The sequence below is a fragment of the Bradyrhizobium sp. 23 genome, assembly GCF_023073295.1.
In the GTDB taxonomy this organism is placed as follows: Bacteria; Pseudomonadota; Alphaproteobacteria; order Rhizobiales; family Xanthobacteraceae; genus Bradyrhizobium; species Bradyrhizobium canariense_D.
Window position 1 is genome coordinate 63,736 of record NZ_JADPJF010000089.1, and the last position, 15,186, is coordinate 78,921.

Sequence of the window (15,186 nt, forward strand, 5' to 3'; positions counted from 1 at the left end):
CTGTCCGCCTGGCAGGCCGACGCCGCCTCGGGATTCTTTTGCTGGATCGACGCGAGCGCGGCGCGGCGCTCCTTGGCCAGGCCATCGAGCTTGGCCTTCTGGTCGTCGTCGAGGAGGTCGAGGAATTTTGCGAGCGAAGGTGCGACGGCGTCCGTTGCCTTGATCATGGCCTCGATGCGCTCGCGCATCAGGCCGAGGCGCTCGATGGCCATCGCGGGGACCTGCGTCGGACAGGCGGCGCGGATGGTGTCGCGCGCGGATGCCCACGCGGTGGCGAGCTCGTCGAGCGCTGTGCGCTGCAATTCATTCGGCTGCACGGCAGCGGCGATGCGATCGACCGGCAGGCCGCCGGTGTCGCTGGCATCGCAGACAGTCTCTGCGGTCGGGACCCGCCGTCCGCGCCGGCCCTGCGGCGTGGTGTAGGCCGCAAGCTCGGTGGCCGCATAGGGCGCGAAGATCGCGGCATAGATGTCGCCATAGCCGTAGAGCGAGAGGCTGGTCGTATCGCCGAGGATGATCGCGGTGGTGAGATCGTCATGCGCGAATGGCCAGAACACCGGGCCGACCCAGCCGTAGCTGCCGTCGGGATGGCGCCACCAGCCCTGCGGACGACGGCCGCCACGCCAGCCCGACAGCGCAGCTTGCGCGGTCATCGCCGCACGGAGCACGTATGGATTCGCAGGCTGGCCGCGCTCTGCGCCGCGAGGATCTTGCGACCTCAACGCTGCGGAGCGGTATCGGCTGCCCCGCACCGCCATGCGGGCATGGCGCAAGCGAGACATGCCGATCATGTGGCCGACGGCAAAGCGCGCAACACCGAGCGGGCCGCCGCGGAAGCCGAACTGCGCCTCGGCGCGACCTGGCAACAGCACGGCCAGAATCACGAGGGTTACGCCTGATAGCGCCAGCCCCAGCCTTGGCCTGAGTGCCAAGCGTGATCTCGACATGACCACTGACCTGTCCACCTTGGCCCTCCTCCGGCGCCAAGCGCACATCGCGTCGCATCACCATGACGCGCGAGGGAACCAAATGTTCCGGAAGCGTACAGGGCAAAGCGTCGCAACGCGCCCCGGCAGAGCCGATGCGGTGTTACTCCGCCTTTTGCGGCAGCACGAAGGTTTGGCCGGGATAGATCAAATTGGGATTGTGGATCTTGGCGCGGTTGGCGTTGTAGATCACCGCAAAGCGGGCGCCGTCGCCGTAAGCGAGCCGGCTGAGCGCCCACAGGCTGTCGCCGCGAGAGATCACCCGGCTGCCGCCTGTTTCCGCCGCTGCTCCGCTGACGGCGTCCGCCGGCGAGGCCGATGCAACGGTCGTGGCCGCGGGCGCCCGCGCCATGACCCCCGATCCGCCCTTCGGTTTCGGTGCGCCCATCAATCTCGGCCGGGCTGCGGGCCTGTCCGACACCGATGCCACGACATCCGACTTGTCGTCGGGCTTCTCGGCCTTCGCCTCTTGTTTCGCCTCTTGCCGCGCGACCGGTGCAGGGCGAGCGGGCGGCGGTGCGGCTTCGGCGATGACGACCGGCATGCTGCGGCCGGATTGCGTGACGGTGCCGTCAGGCGATTTCGCCCGCAAGGTCAGCTCGTAGGAACCGGCGGGAAGCTGCGGCGGCGTCATCACGAATTGGCCCGACGCATCCGCCACGACTGTGTCGATCGGCTTGCCGTCGCGCAGCAGCTCGACCTTGGCACCCGGCGTCGCCCGGCCCGCGATCACCGCCGCCTCGCCGTGATCGTCGACGCGTGCAACGTCGAAGCGGGGGCCGGTATCCGCAATCGCCGGCGGCGGCTTGACCGGTGCAAGATCGGCAAGCGCGGCCGTGACCTGCTTTTGCGTCTCGGCCAGCGCACCCGCCTTCGTTTCAGCGGGGGACGCGGCCGGCACCGGCGGCGCGCTTGCGGCCAGCTTGGGCTCTTCCGGCTTGAGTTCCGGCTTGAGTTCCGGCTTGGGTTCGACCTTCTGTTCGACCTTGGCCTCCGGCTTGGCGGCGACCACGGAATCGGTCTTGGCCCCGATCGGCAGCATGCGACGCAGCTCGGTGGGGCCGATCACCAGCACGGTGCCGCCCACCGCGAGCAGACAGAATGCAATGAAGGCCTTGGTCGCGGTCACCATCGGAAACGAACCTTGATCAGGAAGAACCTAGCAAATCAATCGAGCCGGCAAGGTGCGCCGTTTTGGCCACGGCAGCAAGACGGTCGATGGGATGATGCGCCGGCACGCCGGGATGAACCGGCGCACCCCCGCCGGCGTCAAATGATCGAGGCCGCATCGCGGCATTTTTCTTGAGGAATTTTTTCCGTGACCGCATTTTGCCGTCCCGCACAATGGCTGGTGGTTGCCCTCATCCTGGCCGCAACTCCGGCGCTCGCCGCTTCCGGCCCGCCGTCTGGCTTCGCTCTCACTGACGATGCCGATCTAGCCTTCACCTCGCCCGACAAAGCCACCAAGATCGAGCAGTACATGAAGGACAGCGGAGATTTCGACGTCAAATGGCAGGCCTGGGCGAGGCGTGGCGACCAGATGACGGAGCTGAAGCCCGAGCAGGGCTACGGCGCCGGCTTCCGCTTCACCCCCGACTCGCAATGGCTGGTGCGGATGCAGAAGACCGGCTCCGGCGAGCAGGACCTCTATCTCTACCATGTCGACAAAGGCGCCTTCGTCAGCGTGACGAAGACCTCGTTCAGCGATCTGGCCTGGGCCTATTTCCACAGCCGGCCGGACACGGGGAAGATGAAGCTCGACTACCACATCTCGGCCAATCTCGTGAAAGGCACCGAAGAGGCCTATCGCGGGCTTGGCGTGCACTGGCCGGACAACCGTTACCTTGTGATCTCGGGCGAAATGGACAAGCACCCGAAGAACGTCGCCGTGAAGGGATTGGCCGACTGGCGCTGCCGCTATGATCTCAAGACCGGGACCTTCGACGTGCCGGCGATGTTCGCCAAGACCAATGCGGAAGCGTTGCGATGGGAAATCCGACGCTGAGGGAACCATGGCCCCGCACCTTCAGACAAGCGATGGAACCAACCCTCTGATTCCATTCCGATTCATGTTTTCCTAACCCTCACTGGTAACGTGGTCTTGTCGGTTTTGCCGCATCTTGCATCCCACGGGAGGGCTGCATGGGCACATCGATCCGATGGAGCGCGCGCATGCGCGCGTTGCTGCGCCGTTGGCGCGGCGCGCCGCTGACATGGCTGATCGCAGGGGGCTTCGTGCTGATGGCCGCAATGGCGATCGGCACCGCGCTCACCGTCGACCGCTTCCGGCAGAATGCGATCGAAAGCGGCCGCGACAGCGTGGAGAGCGCGGTCCGGTTGCTCGCGCGCCATTTCGACCGCGAGTTCGAGGACTTCGCGGTGCTGCAGAAGAGCATCATCGCCGAGCTCGAAAGCCATGGTATCGACTCCGCCGACGTCTTCCGCAGCGAGATGGGCACGCTCGCTGTGCACGAGGCGCTGCGCGCCAAAGCCAGCGGCTGGTCGGACGTCGCCGGCGCCAACGTGTTCGACGCCAAGGGCGTGCTGATCAACTCGTCGCGGCGCTGGCCGGTCGCCGATGTTTCAGTTGCCGACCGCGGCTATTTCAATCGCCTCAAGAACGATCCGGCGTCGCAGGAAGAGATCGAGGTCGTGCCGGGACGGTTGGGCAGCGGACCGGCGATCGTGTTCGCGCGCCGCGTCTCCGGTCCCCACGGCGAATTCCTTGGGCTGGTCTCGCGCGCGATCACGCCCGACCAGCTCGAATCCTTCTTCGCCTCGAGCGGGCTCGGCGAGGATTCCTCGATCGCGATGCACCACCAGAACGGCCAGCTGCTGGCGCGCATTCCGCATGTGGAGGCGATGATCGGGCAGAATTTCCGCAACGGCACGCGCGAGCAGATGGCGGTGTTCGAGCGCACCTTCGTCACGACCCAGCTCGCAAGCCCGATCGACGGCAAGGATCGCATCGTCGCCGCACGCCTCCTGACCGGCGAGCCGCTGGTGGTGGTTGCGACCAAGTCGCTGGATGCGACGCTGGCAACATGGCACACGCAGACCAAATTCTTCGTGACCGTCGCCGTGCTGTCGATCGGCCTGCTCGTGCTGACGCTTTATTCCATCTTCCGCCAGATGACGCGCCGGCTCGCCGTGGAGAAGCAGCAGCTCGACACCGCGATGAACACGATGACGCAGGGCTTGCTGATGTTCGACCAGGACCAGCGGCTGATCGTCTGCAACCGCCGCTACATCGAGATGTACGGGCTGTCGGCCGAATTGGTGAAGCCCGGCGCGTATTTCCGCGACGTGATTCAGCATCGCCATGACACCGGCTCGTTCGACGGCGACGTCGATTCCTATTGCGACGGCATTCTGGGCAGCGTCGGCCAGACCCACAGCGCGATAGTCGAGACCTCCGATGGCCGCCTGATCGAGATCAAGAACCAGCCCGGCGCCGGCGGCGGCTGGCTCGCGACCCATGACGACGTCACCGAGCGCATCCGCGCCGACGAGCGCATCGCGCATATGGCGCATTACGACGCCCTCACCGACCTGCCCAACCGCGTGCTGATGCGCGGCCATCTGGAGCGGCGCGTCGCCGAGCTTGCCCAGGGCAAGCCGTTCGCGATCCTCTATATCGACGTCGACGAGTTCAAGGGCGTCAACGATTCGCTGGGCCACGAGGTCGGCGACGAGCTGCTGCGCCAGGTCGCGAACCGCCTGCGCGCCTGCGTCAGCGGCAGCGACATGGTCGCACGGCTGGGCGGCGACGAATTCGCCATCGTCAAGGCCGGCAGCCGCGACGAGGCCGAACTGACCGCCCTCGCCGAGCAGATCCTGAAGGCGCTGCGCGCCCCCGTGGACTGCAACGGCCAGGAAATCCCGACCGATGCCAGCATCGGCATCGCGATCGCCCCCGACCACGGCGACAATCTCGACGATCTGCTCAAGCGCGCCGATCTCGCGATGTATGCGGCGAAATCCGAGGGCCGCCGCACGTTCCGTATCTTCGCGCCCGAACACGACGCCAAGGCGCGGCTGCGCCGCCAGCTCGAGTTCGATCTGCGGCAGGCGCTGGCCCGCGGCGAGTTCGAGGTGCACTACCAGCCGCTGGTCGATCTCGCGGCCAATGTCGTCACCGGCTGCGAAGCGCTGCTGCGCTGGCACCATCCGGAACGCGGCATGGTCTCGCCCGCCGACTTCATCCCGGTTGCGGAAGAGACCGGATTGATCGGCGAGATCGGCGAATGGGTGCTGAGGCAGGCCTGCCTCGAGGCGGCCTCCTGGCCCGGCGACATCCACATCGCGGTCAACGTCTCACCGGTGCAGTTCCGCTCGCGGACGCTGGCGCTGAAGGTCGCAGCCGCACTCGCCGAGTCGGGTCTCGCGCCCGGACGGCTCGAGCTCGAGATCACCGAGACGGTCCTGATCCGCGACGACCAGGAGGCGCTGACGATCCTGCAGCAGCTGCGCGAGCTCGGCGTGCGCATCGCGCTCGACGATTTCGGCACTGGTTATTCGTCGCTGAGCTATTTGCATCGTTTCCCGTTCGACAAGATCAAGATCGACCGCAGCTTCATCAGCGACATCGGTCAGTCGGAAGATTCCTCGCCGATCGTGCAGGCGGTGGTGCACATGGCCGCCGCCCGTCACATGGCGACGACCGCGGAAGGCGTCGAGACCGAAGCGCAGCGCGCGGTGCTGCTCCAGCTCGGATGCAGCCAGATGCAGGGCTGGCTGTTCAGCCCGGCCGTGCCGGCCGCGAAACTGAAGCAGCTGTTGTCGGCGCAGGCGGCCGCGGCCTAGCGGCGCACTGCCGCACGCTTTGTCATCAACATCTCTGTCCACTCCCGCCCGCCGTGCGTTCGCGAAAGCGCCGGCCGGCTTGGAGCAGGATCGGACAAAACATGGCGGGTTCAGGAAATACGCCCGGCAGCCACGGCGCCTAGAACACGCGCCGTTCCGTACAAATACGGACGACTGATCGAAAGCCCGAGCTGATCAGCAGGAGCCACATCATGACCGGGAACACTGCACTCATGCGCAATCCCTCGCACAAGGGCTTGCCGCCCGCACCCGACGTACAGCCTGACGATCGCTCGACGTCCGAGCGGCGCGCCGCCGACGCGGAGATGGCGCGCGTGCTCAGAACCGAGCCGTTTCGCATGGCCTTGGACTCCTCCGGCGCGGGGATCGCGCATTGGAAACATGATGCGCTGCACGACGTCGTCGAGCCCATGCGCCACCACGTGATCATGGCGCATAAAGGCGTGATGCAGCGCATGGAGCGGCGCTCGGGAAAATCGATCGCGATCGGCACGTTTCGTCCGGGGGTCGTGAACATCGTTCCGGAAGGGTCGAGCTCCCGATGGGACATTCCGAAGCCCGTCGACGTCGTGCAGCTTTACCTTCCCGACGCAACGCTGCAGCGCGTCGCTGGCGAGGCCGGGACCGCCGGGACCGCCGAATTGATTGAGCGAACGGCGCATCCCGACACCATCACGTCCCGACTGCTCCTGAGCGCCGCGGATTCGCTGGGGGGCCATGGCGTCCTTGATGCGCTGTTCCGGCATCAGCTCACGGATCTTCTGGCCACGCGCCTTTTGGCTGCGCATGCAGGCTCGCCAACCACGTTCCAGCCGACCATGGGCGGGCTGGCGCCGAAGGTCCTGCTCCGTGCGATCGAACGATTGCGCTGCGATAGCGAAGCGGATGTCTCGCTCGATGCGCTGGCGTCCGATGCCGGACTGTCGCGCTTCCATTTCTGCCGGTCCTTCAAGGAGAGCACCGGGCTATCGCCGCATGCCTGGCTGCGTCAGCACCGGCTCGAGCAGGCCATGAACATCTTGCGGGAGAGCGACGAATCGATCGTCTCGGTCGCCGCGGCGCTTGGTTACTCCTCGCAAACGGCCTTCGCCGCAGCATTCAAGAAGCTGACGGGCGAGACGCCGAGCGATTGGCGCAGGCGTATGCGTTAGCAGCAATCTCTCGACAGCGACGGCAATCGCGCTGGGGCAACGGCAAATCGGGTCAGCTACATCATCTCCATGTCCAGACCAATCGAGGGAGACCAAAGATGACCTGGAAAAACTTCGTCAGCCGACGGCTGATTGCCTCACGCCGCCGAAGCCTCGCGACCGCAACCCTGTACGGACTCTCGCTGGCCGTTCGCTTCACGTCGGCGACGGGCGAGGAAGTGGAAATTCCGGCTTACACCATGCACCCGGCACAACCGCCCGTTTCCATCATGATCCGAAATGGCGCCGGCCTTCCCTATCAGGACTGGAGTCGAAGTGAGCTTCAGCCCGTCGTCTTAGGTTACGGCCGGCCGCCGAATCTGCAGGCACGCTGCATCGCGCCCTGAGGCCAGCGATCCAACCCACCCCACGCGCCGACGCCGGACGCTGTTCTCAACGCAGCAGCGCGGTCGCGCGCGGTCTTTCGAACAGCAACCAAGGAGAAAACCCATGCGACTCGTCATCATCGGGGCCGGCTTCGCCGGCATGTACGCCGCGCTTTCCGCAGCCCGGCTGCGCGACATCCGGGGCGCCTCGCCGCAAGATCTGCAGATCGCGCTCGTTTCACCGGAGCCGACGCTGGTGGTCCGTCCGCGGCTCTACGAGTCGAAGCCGGAAACCGTGACGGCCCCGCTGGTCGACGTCCTCGAGGCGATCGACGTCGACTACATCCAGGGCAGCGCCGAGACGATCAACACCGAGGCCAGAACGGTGCAGATCACGCCCGCGAAGGGCCCGCGAAAGACGCTGTCCTACGACCGCCTCGTCGTGACCACCGGCAGCCGGCTATTCCGTCCGAACATTCCGGGCCTCGCCGAGCACGGCTTCAGCGTCGATTCGCTCGACGATGCCGTAGCGCTCGACAAGCATCTGCATGGCCTCGCGGAGCGGCCCGCCGCGAACGGACGCGACACGGTCGTCGTCGCTGGCGGCGGCTTCACCGGGATCGAGGCGGCCACCGAAATGCCGACGCGGCTGCGCGAAATCCTGGGCCCCGATGCCAAGACTCGCGTCGTCATCGTCGATCGCAACACTGCGATCGCACCCGACATGGGTGCAGGCGCCCGCCCCGTCATCGAGGAAGCCTTGCGCAAGGTTGGCGTAGAGACACGGCTCGGCGCCGGCGTCGCCGCGCTTGACGACACCGGTGTCACCTTGTCCAGCGGTGAGCACATTGAAACCGAGACGGTGATTTGGGCGGCGGGCATTCGTGCAGCGCCGCTGACCGCGCAGATTCCCGCCGAGCGCGACAATTTCGGACGGTTGCTGGTCGATCGCTGCTTGCAGGTGCCAAGCGTGCAGGGTGTCTTCGCGGCCGGCGACGCGGCACGCGCCGCCTGCGACGACGAGGGCAATTACGCACTGATGTCGTGCCAGCACGCCACGCGGATGGGCGCCTTTGCCGGCAACAATGCCGCGGCCGAATTGCTCGGCGTTCCGACCAGGCCCTACCACCAGAAGGCCTACGTCACCTGCCTCGACCTCGGCGAAGCCGGCGCGCTGTTCACACGCGGCTGGGAGCGCAAGGTCGAGCTGGTCGGCGATGTCGCCAAGAAGACCAAGCGTGAGATCAACACCGTCTGGATCTATCCGCCGAAGGCGGAGCGCGCCCTGGCGCTCGCGTCGGCCGATCCGGAACGCGTGACCGAAGTCTAGACGCCTCACGTGATGATGGCCGCGCTCCCGCGGGGCGCGCGGCCCGCCACAGCACCGACCATTCAGGAACCCACAGCATGAACCAGCAGATCCGCAACGTCGCCTTCGCGATGCCGCTGACGAATCCGGCTTTCCCGCCCGGCCCGTATCGCTTCATCAACCGCGAATATTTCATCATCCAGTACCGGACCGACCCGGAGGCGTTGCGCCGGATCGTGCCGGAGCCGCTGGAGCTGACCGAGCCTGTGGTGAATTACGAATTCATTCGCATGCCTGATTCCACCGGCTTCGGAGACTACACGGAAAGCGGCCAGATCATCCCGGTGTCGTTCCGCGGCCAGACCGGCAGCTTCGTCCACCAGATGTTCCTCAACGATCATCCGCCGATCGCCGGCGGCCGCGAGCTGTGGGGCTTTCCCAAGAAGCTGGCCCAGCCGAAGCTGGCCGTCGAGACCGATACCCTGGTCGGCACGCTCGACTACGGCTCGGTGCGCATCGCCACCGGCACCATGGGCTACAAGCATCGCGCCCTCGATCTTTCCACCGAAGCACGAAAGCTCATCGCTCCCAATTTTCTGTTGAAGATCATTCCGCATGTCGACGGCACCGCGCGCATTTGCGAACTGGTGCGCTTCCATCTCGAGGACGTGACGGTGAAGGGCGCATGGACGGGGCCCGCCGCGCTCGATCTCTTCTCCCACGCGCTCGCACCGGTCGCCGAGCTGCCGGTTCTTCAGGTGCTCTCGGCCAAGCATATCGTTGCCGATCTGACGCTCGGATTAGGCACCGTGGTGCACGACTATCTGGAGCGGTCCGCGGCGGCGCGATCGCGTGGAGCCGGATCTGAAATCCTGACCGAAACACACGCGGGCTGACCGAACAGGTCGCATTGCAAGGAGTAGTCACCATGTTCAACGTGACACGCGAACAAATCGATTCCGCACGACCGATCAATCCGCTGCCCTACGATGTCGTTGCGCTGGTGCTGCAGGGCGGCGGCGCGCTCGGGGCCTACCAGGCCGGCGTCTACGAAGGCTTGCACGAGGCCGGGATCCGGCCGAACTGGCTGGCCGGCATCTCGATCGGCGCGCTCAACGCCGCGATCATCGCGGGCTCCCCGGAAGACGAGCGCGTGGCACGGCTGCGCGAGTTCTGGGAGACGATCTGCGCAACCCCGGTGGAATGGCCTGCCGGCGAGGGACTGGCCGGTGCGCTACCGTTCGCGTTCGACTTCAACTCCCTGCACAACACGCTTGCCGCAATGCGCGCGCTGTTCCAAGGCCAGCCCGGCTTCTTCAGGCCGCGCTTCCCCTCGCCCCTGTGGTCGCCCTTCTCGGGCGACGCGTCGACCAGCTTCTATGACACGGCGCCGTTGCAACGGACGCTGGAACAGCTCGTCGATTTCGACCGGCTGAACTCGGGCGAAGTGCGTGTCAGCGTCGGCGCGGTCAACGTCCGCACCGGCAATCTCACCTATTTCGACACAGCCGAGCGGCGGCTCGGTCCGAAACACTTCATGGCTTCGGGCGCGCTGCCGCCCGGATTTCCCGCCGTCGAAATCGACTCCGAGCACTACTGGGATGGTGGCGTGGTCTCCAACACGCCTCTCTCTCGCGTCCTGTCGGGCGATGCGAAAGACACGCTGACGTTCCAGATCGATCTCTGGTCGGCGCGGGGCCGCGTGCCGCACGACATGATGGAGGTGTCGAGCCGGCAGAAGGACATTCAGTATTCCAGTCGTACCCGCGCCGTCACCGACCAGGCGCTACGGATGCAGGAGATGCGGCAGGCGCTGCAGCGGACGATCGACAGATTGCCGGACGCCGCAAGAAACGATCCCGAAATGCGCGCCATCGCCGAGCTCGCCCGTCACCGCTCCCACAACATCATCCACCTGATCTACCAGTCCAAGCTCCACGAAGGTCACTCCAAGGATTACGAGTTCGGACCGAAAGCGATGCGCGCGCACTGGCAAAGTGGACGGGACGACATCCGCCGCACGTTGGCCGACGGACGGCGCCTCGAGCCGCCGCCTTCCGAACTCGGCATCGTCACCTACGACATTCACCGCCGCGATTGACCTCGCCGGCAACCATCATCGAAAGGAGTTTTTCATGTTGAAAGGCAAAGTAGCGATCGTCACCGGATCGACCAGCGGCATTGGCCTCGGGATCGCAAGAGAGCTGACCAGGCTCGGCGCCGATATCGTCCTGAACGGTTTTGGAGATCCGGGAGAGATCGAGAAGATCCGCAGCGGCATCGAACACGAGGACGGCGTCCGCGTCGCGTATGACGGCGCCGACATGTCGGATGGCAATGCCGTGCGCGGAATGATCGCGGCAGCCATCGAGAACTTCGGACGGCTCGACATCCTCGTCAACAATGCCGGCATCCAGTTCACCGCACCGGTCGAGGAGTTTCCGCCCGCCAAGTGGAAGGCCATTCTCGACATCAACCTGTCGGCCGCATTTCACGGCATCGCTTCGGCCGTGCCCCAGATGAAAAAGCAGCGATGGGGTCGCATCGTCAACATCGCTTCCACGCATGGTCTCGTCGCATCCACCCACAAGGCAGCCTATGTCGCGGCCAAGCATGGCCTCGTCGGCCTCACCAAGGTGGTAGGCCTCGAAACCGCCGGCAGCGGCGTCACTTGCAACGCGGTCTGTCCCGGCTGGGTGCGCACGCCGCTCGTGGAGAAACAGATTAGCGACATCGCGGCGGAGAAAGGCATCAGCCAGAAGCAAGCGGCCGAAGAGCTTCTCTCCGAAAAACAGCCATCGCTGGACTTCGCCTCCCCTAAGCAGATCGGTGGCACCGTCGCCTTCTTGTGCTCGGCCGCGGCCGACCAGATCACGGGGACGACGATCTCCGTCGATGGCGGCTGGACCGCGCAATGAGCGCGTGACGAGCCTCTAACTCACCAAGCGATGACGGCCGCGCTCTCGCTGGCGGCGCGGCCTGCTCAACCAGGACCGGCCAGAGTCAACACCAACCAAGTGCCTCAACCTTGAAACAGGAGACCAACATGAATCTGCACAACACCTCATATCCCGTGTCATCGGGACCTGAAGAGCTCGTTCCGTCGCGCTACGCACTGAAGATCGGCGAGATCGACGTGCTGGTGGTCAGCGACGGCGTGCTGCCGCTGCCGACCAAGATGCTCGCGCACAACGCCGACCCGGCGGTGCGGGCGACCTGGCTGCACGACATGTTCCTGCCGCAGGACGCTTTCGACTGGGCGCTGAACGCCGTCATGGTTCGCAGCGGCGGCAAGACCATCCTCATCGACGCCGGACTGGGTTCGGATCCGAACCTGAACTTGCCGCGCGCCGGGCAGTTGATCAGGCGACTGGCGGCCGCCGGCATCGATCTTTCGGCGGTGACCGATCTGGTGCTGACTCATCTGCACATGGACCACATTGGCGGCCTGCTGGTCGAGGGGGTGAAGCAGCAGCTGCGCAAGGACCTGCGGATCCACGTCGCGGCCGCCGAGGTCAAGTTCTGGGAAAAGCCGGATTTCTCCCGCACTGCCATGCCGGAAGGCTTTCCGGACGCGCTTCGATCGACCGCCAAGCATTTCCTGAAGGAGTACGGCAGTCAGCTGAGGCTGTTCGATGACGAGCACGAGATTGCACCTGGCGTCATCGCCCGTCGCACCGGCGGTCACACCCCCGGACATAGCGTGGTTCGCATGGCGTCCGGCGATGATGCGCTGACATTCGCCGGCGACGCCGTGTTTGCCGTCGGGTTCGAGCAACCCGACTGGTTTAACGGGTTCGAACACGACCCCGAGGAGGCCGCGCGCGTTCGCATCCGTCTGTTGCGACAGCTTGCCGAGACCGGGGAAATGCTGGTGGCCACGCACCTGCCGTTCCCGTCCGTGGGCCGGGTGGCAGCCGACGGCGACGCCTTCCGTTGGGTGCCGGTGTTCTGGGACTACTGACCGCTTGCCGGGTTGGAGCTGAAGCAGGGCGCGGACTCGACAAGTCCGCGCCCTTGAAAATAGGATCAAACATCGACCCTCGCGGTTATCGCCCCGCTGAGACGGCTGGAACCGGTCGGCGGCGCCAGCCAGCATTGCGTCGCGTGCAGCGCAGGCGGCTCCTCGTCTGCGTTCGTGCGCGCGCGAGATCGAGCGAGGCGACATGGCGATCGCGGCATTCAGGATGATCACTCTCGTGGCGGTTGCCGCCATGATCGGCCCATCCGTGCAGGCCCGCGACGACGGTCGCTACGCGAACTCGCCCCTCAAGGGCTGGTTCGAGAGCCTGCGCAGCAAGGGCGGCGGTCCCTGCTGTGCCGATGCCGATGGCACGGCGCTGGACGATGTCGACTGGGACACCAGCAACGGACATTATCGCGTGAGACTCCTGGGCGACTGGATCGAGGTGCCCGACGACGCCGTGATCACCGAGCCAAACCGCGTCGGCCGCACCATGGTCTGGCCGTATTACGTCAACGGCCGCGCCATGATCCGCTGCTTCATGCCCGGCAGCATGATTTGAGGTCTCAACCTTCGTCCCGTCTCGGCGCAGCATGCGATGATGCGCCGTCAAACCGGCCGGCGCGGGCTCACTTGACCTGCTTGGCCGCGTGGATCTCGACGAACTCGGAGTCGGGATGGGCGACGATGGTGGCGAACATGATGCCGCTGATGATGAGCGACCAGGCGGTGTCCCAATAAATCCAAAACACGTGCCAGCCTCCGTTTCGATCTGCTCCGCCGCGGGATCAGGGTAACGGCAAGACGAGGCTGCCGTTCCCGGTGCGAGTGCAGCGCGGGCGAGATGCTATTTTGGTTTGGTCGGCGCGGAGTTGGGATCGGTTTGGCCGGTGTGGCGCTTTGCCACGACGTCCTCATCGCGCTCGCCCTGACGCGGGCGCGGCGGCGACTTGGGCTGGCCGGCCTGACCGCCATGCTTGCCGCCCATGTCGGGCTTACCTTCGAGATCGTTTTCACGGGGCATGCCGGTTCAATGCGCTCGCGCGGCATTGGTTCGGTTCGCCTGTGAACGAGTTCATAGGATCGCCGCGATTTGCAGTGCACGATCGCCAGGCCCGCTCCCCGGGAGCATTCTCTTCATATGACTGACGGATTCGGCCTGATGCGGAAACGACTCGTCGCCTGGACGATCCTGACCTGCGCGCTGCTCGCGGTCACCGTGTGGACCGTGCTCGGGCCGCCCCACACCCGGCCCGGGCTCCATCTGCCCTCGCGCACAGCGGCCATACGGTAGACCTCCACCGATACCATTTCGGCATCGATCGATCCCCATTGGAGTTTGGCGCGGCGGGGCGGCTGCCGCTATCCTCGCCGGCAAAACGACAAATGCCGCACCGGCATCCAGGAGGACCCCATGTTGAGATCGACCCGACGCATCAGATCCGGCGTACCCCGCGCCGCGATCGCCACCACGCTTGCTTTCCTCACTCTCATTTCTGGAGTCCGCGCCGGCATGGCCGAGACGTTCGCCTATGTCGGCAATGCCGACAGTAACGACATCAGCGTGTTCAAGATGGCCGAGAGCGGCGAGATGACGCCCGTGCAGACGGCCGGCTTCACCGGCGTCGAAAAGCCCGGCTCCTCGACGCCGCTCGCGATCACGCCCGACCATCGCGTGCTGATCGCCGGTGTCCGCTCGCAGCCGTTTCTCGCGGTGAGCTTTGCGATCGATCCGAAGACCGGCCAGCTCAGCCATATCGGCAACGGCCCGCTCGCCGACAGCATGGCCTACATCGCCATCGACCGCGGCGGCAAATTCCTGTTCAGCGCCTCCTATGGCGGCAACAAGGTCGCGCTGAATCCGCTGCTCGCCAACGGCGTCGCAGGCGAACCGAAGCAGGTGATCCCGACCGGGCTGAACGCGCACGCCTTCCTGCCCTCGCCCGACAACCGCTTCGCGTTCGCGACCAATCTCGGCTCCGACCAGATCCTGGCCTTCACGTTCGATGCCACGACCGGCACGCTCACGCCGAGCGATCCGCCGGCCCACAAGGTGCCGGAGAAATCGGGACCCCGGCATTTCGTGTTCCACCCCAACGGCAAGTTCGTCTATCTCCTGCACGAGCTAAACGGCGACGTCGCGGCGTTCGCCTATGAGGCCAAGGGCGGCGCATGGGACGAGATCCAGCGCACCAGCGCGCTGCCCGAAGGATTTACCGGAAAGCCCTGGGCAGCCGACATCCAAATCACCCCCGACGGCCGTTTCCTCTACGCCTCCGAGCGCACCACCAGCACGCTCACCGCCTACAAGGTCGATGCAACCACCGGCAAGCTGACCACCATCGGCAGCGTGCCGACCGAGAAGCAGCCACGCGGCTTCCATATCGATCCCGGCGGGCGCTACCTTGCCGCCGTGGGCGAGCTCTCCGACAGCATGACGGTCTATGCCATCGACCAGAGCAGCGGGGTGCTGACCAAGCTGAAATCCTACGCCACCGGCAAGAAGCCGAACTGGGTGGAGTTTTTGAGCCTGCCGTGAGCGGGCGCTGGTACCTCCTCGTCGTCATGGCCGGGCTTGTCCCGG

At 65.6% G+C, this 15,186-nt stretch carries 16 protein-coding genes; 12 read left to right on the top strand and 4 right to left on the bottom strand.

Annotated elements, in window-relative coordinates; genetic code table 11:
• Together IVB32_RS22365 and IVB32_RS22370 are read right to left on the bottom strand one after the other, a co-directional pair.
• A partial coding sequence (locus tag IVB32_RS22365; protein WP_247411449.1) for a Spy/CpxP family protein refolding chaperone occupies positions 1-947 on the bottom strand: 947 nt, incomplete at its 3' end.
• Positions 948-1,089: 142 nt separating this feature from the next.
• Positions 1,090-2,118, bottom strand: a complete 1,029-nt coding sequence (locus IVB32_RS22370; protein WP_018456601.1) for a LysM peptidoglycan-binding domain-containing protein — start codon at positions 2,116-2,118, stop codon at positions 1,090-1,092.
• A 186-nt stretch (positions 2,119-2,304) separates the two neighbouring features.
• Here IVB32_RS22370 and IVB32_RS22375 point away from each other — a divergent pair, with 186 nt between their 5' ends.
• The 10 genes from IVB32_RS22375 to IVB32_RS22420 all read left to right on the top strand — a co-directional run bounded on the left by IVB32_RS22375 (position 2,305) and on the right by IVB32_RS22420 (position 13,164).
• Positions 2,305-2,991, top strand: coding sequence for a hypothetical protein (locus IVB32_RS22375; RefSeq protein WP_026233205.1), 687 nt, complete (start codon positions 2,305-2,307; stop codon positions 2,989-2,991).
• A gap of 137 nt (positions 2,992-3,128) precedes the next feature.
• Positions 3,129-5,792 carry an EAL domain-containing protein gene (locus IVB32_RS22380; protein ID WP_085384019.1) on the top strand — a complete coding sequence of 888 codons (2,664 nt, stop codon included), beginning with the start codon at positions 3,129-3,131 and terminating at the stop codon, positions 5,790-5,792.
• A 212-nt stretch (positions 5,793-6,004) separates the two neighbouring features.
• Entirely contained in the window at positions 6,005-6,964 is a 960-nt protein-coding gene (locus IVB32_RS22385; RefSeq protein WP_162496292.1) for an AraC family transcriptional regulator, read from the top strand.
• Positions 6,965-7,062: 98 nt separating this feature from the next.
• A complete protein-coding gene (locus IVB32_RS22390; RefSeq protein WP_018456605.1) occupies positions 7,063-7,350 on the top strand; it encodes a hypothetical protein in 288 nt (95 codons plus the stop codon).
• 103 nt (positions 7,351-7,453) lie between these two features.
• A complete protein-coding gene (locus IVB32_RS22395; RefSeq protein ID WP_018456606.1) occupies positions 7,454-8,659 on the top strand; it encodes an NAD(P)/FAD-dependent oxidoreductase in 1,206 nt (401 codons plus the stop codon).
• Positions 8,660-8,736: 77 nt separating this feature from the next.
• Positions 8,737-9,534, top strand: coding sequence for an acetoacetate decarboxylase (locus IVB32_RS22400; RefSeq protein WP_018456607.1), 798 nt, complete (start codon positions 8,737-8,739; stop codon positions 9,532-9,534).
• A 32-nt stretch (positions 9,535-9,566) separates the two neighbouring features.
• Complete coding sequence (locus IVB32_RS22405) at positions 9,567-10,739, top strand: patatin-like phospholipase family protein (RefSeq protein WP_018456608.1); 1,173 nt, start codon at positions 9,567-9,569, stop codon at positions 10,737-10,739.
• A gap of 34 nt (positions 10,740-10,773) precedes the next feature.
• Positions 10,774-11,556, top strand: a complete 783-nt coding sequence (locus IVB32_RS22410) for a 3-hydroxybutyrate dehydrogenase (RefSeq protein WP_018456609.1) — start codon at positions 10,774-10,776, stop codon at positions 11,554-11,556.
• A gap of 128 nt (positions 11,557-11,684) precedes the next feature.
• Positions 11,685-12,602, top strand: a complete 918-nt coding sequence (locus IVB32_RS22415; RefSeq protein ID WP_018456610.1) for an MBL fold metallo-hydrolase — start codon at positions 11,685-11,687, stop codon at positions 12,600-12,602.
• Positions 12,603-12,804: 202 nt separating this feature from the next.
• Positions 12,805-13,164, top strand: a complete 360-nt coding sequence (locus tag IVB32_RS22420) for a hypothetical protein (protein WP_018456611.1) — start codon at positions 12,805-12,807, stop codon at positions 13,162-13,164.
• 67 nt (positions 13,165-13,231) lie between these two features.
• Here the strand turns inward: IVB32_RS22420 and IVB32_RS42795 are convergent, their stop codons facing one another.
• Both IVB32_RS42795 and IVB32_RS22425 read right to left on the bottom strand, forming a co-directional pair.
• On the bottom strand, positions 13,232-13,354 hold the full coding sequence (locus IVB32_RS42795; protein ID WP_018456612.1) for a hypothetical protein: 123 nt from the start codon (positions 13,352-13,354) through the stop codon (positions 13,232-13,234).
• 95 nt (positions 13,355-13,449) lie between these two features.
• Positions 13,450-13,626 carry a hypothetical protein gene (locus tag IVB32_RS22425; protein ID WP_157642977.1) on the bottom strand — a complete coding sequence of 59 codons (177 nt, stop codon included), beginning with the start codon at positions 13,624-13,626 and terminating at the stop codon, positions 13,450-13,452.
• Between the two features lie 117 nt (positions 13,627-13,743).
• Between IVB32_RS22425 and IVB32_RS22430 the strand changes: the two genes are divergently transcribed.
• Together IVB32_RS22430 and IVB32_RS22435 are read left to right on the top strand one after the other, a co-directional pair.
• On the top strand, positions 13,744-13,896 hold the full coding sequence (locus tag IVB32_RS22430; protein WP_018456614.1) for a hypothetical protein: 153 nt from the start codon (positions 13,744-13,746) through the stop codon (positions 13,894-13,896).
• 120 nt (positions 13,897-14,016) lie between these two features.
• The gene (locus IVB32_RS22435; protein WP_026233209.1) at positions 14,017-15,141 is read left to right on the top strand and encodes a beta-propeller fold lactonase family protein; all 1,125 of its coding nucleotides are present in this window, start codon (positions 14,017-14,019) and stop codon (positions 15,139-15,141) included.
• Positions 15,142-15,186 lie beyond the last annotated feature (45 nt).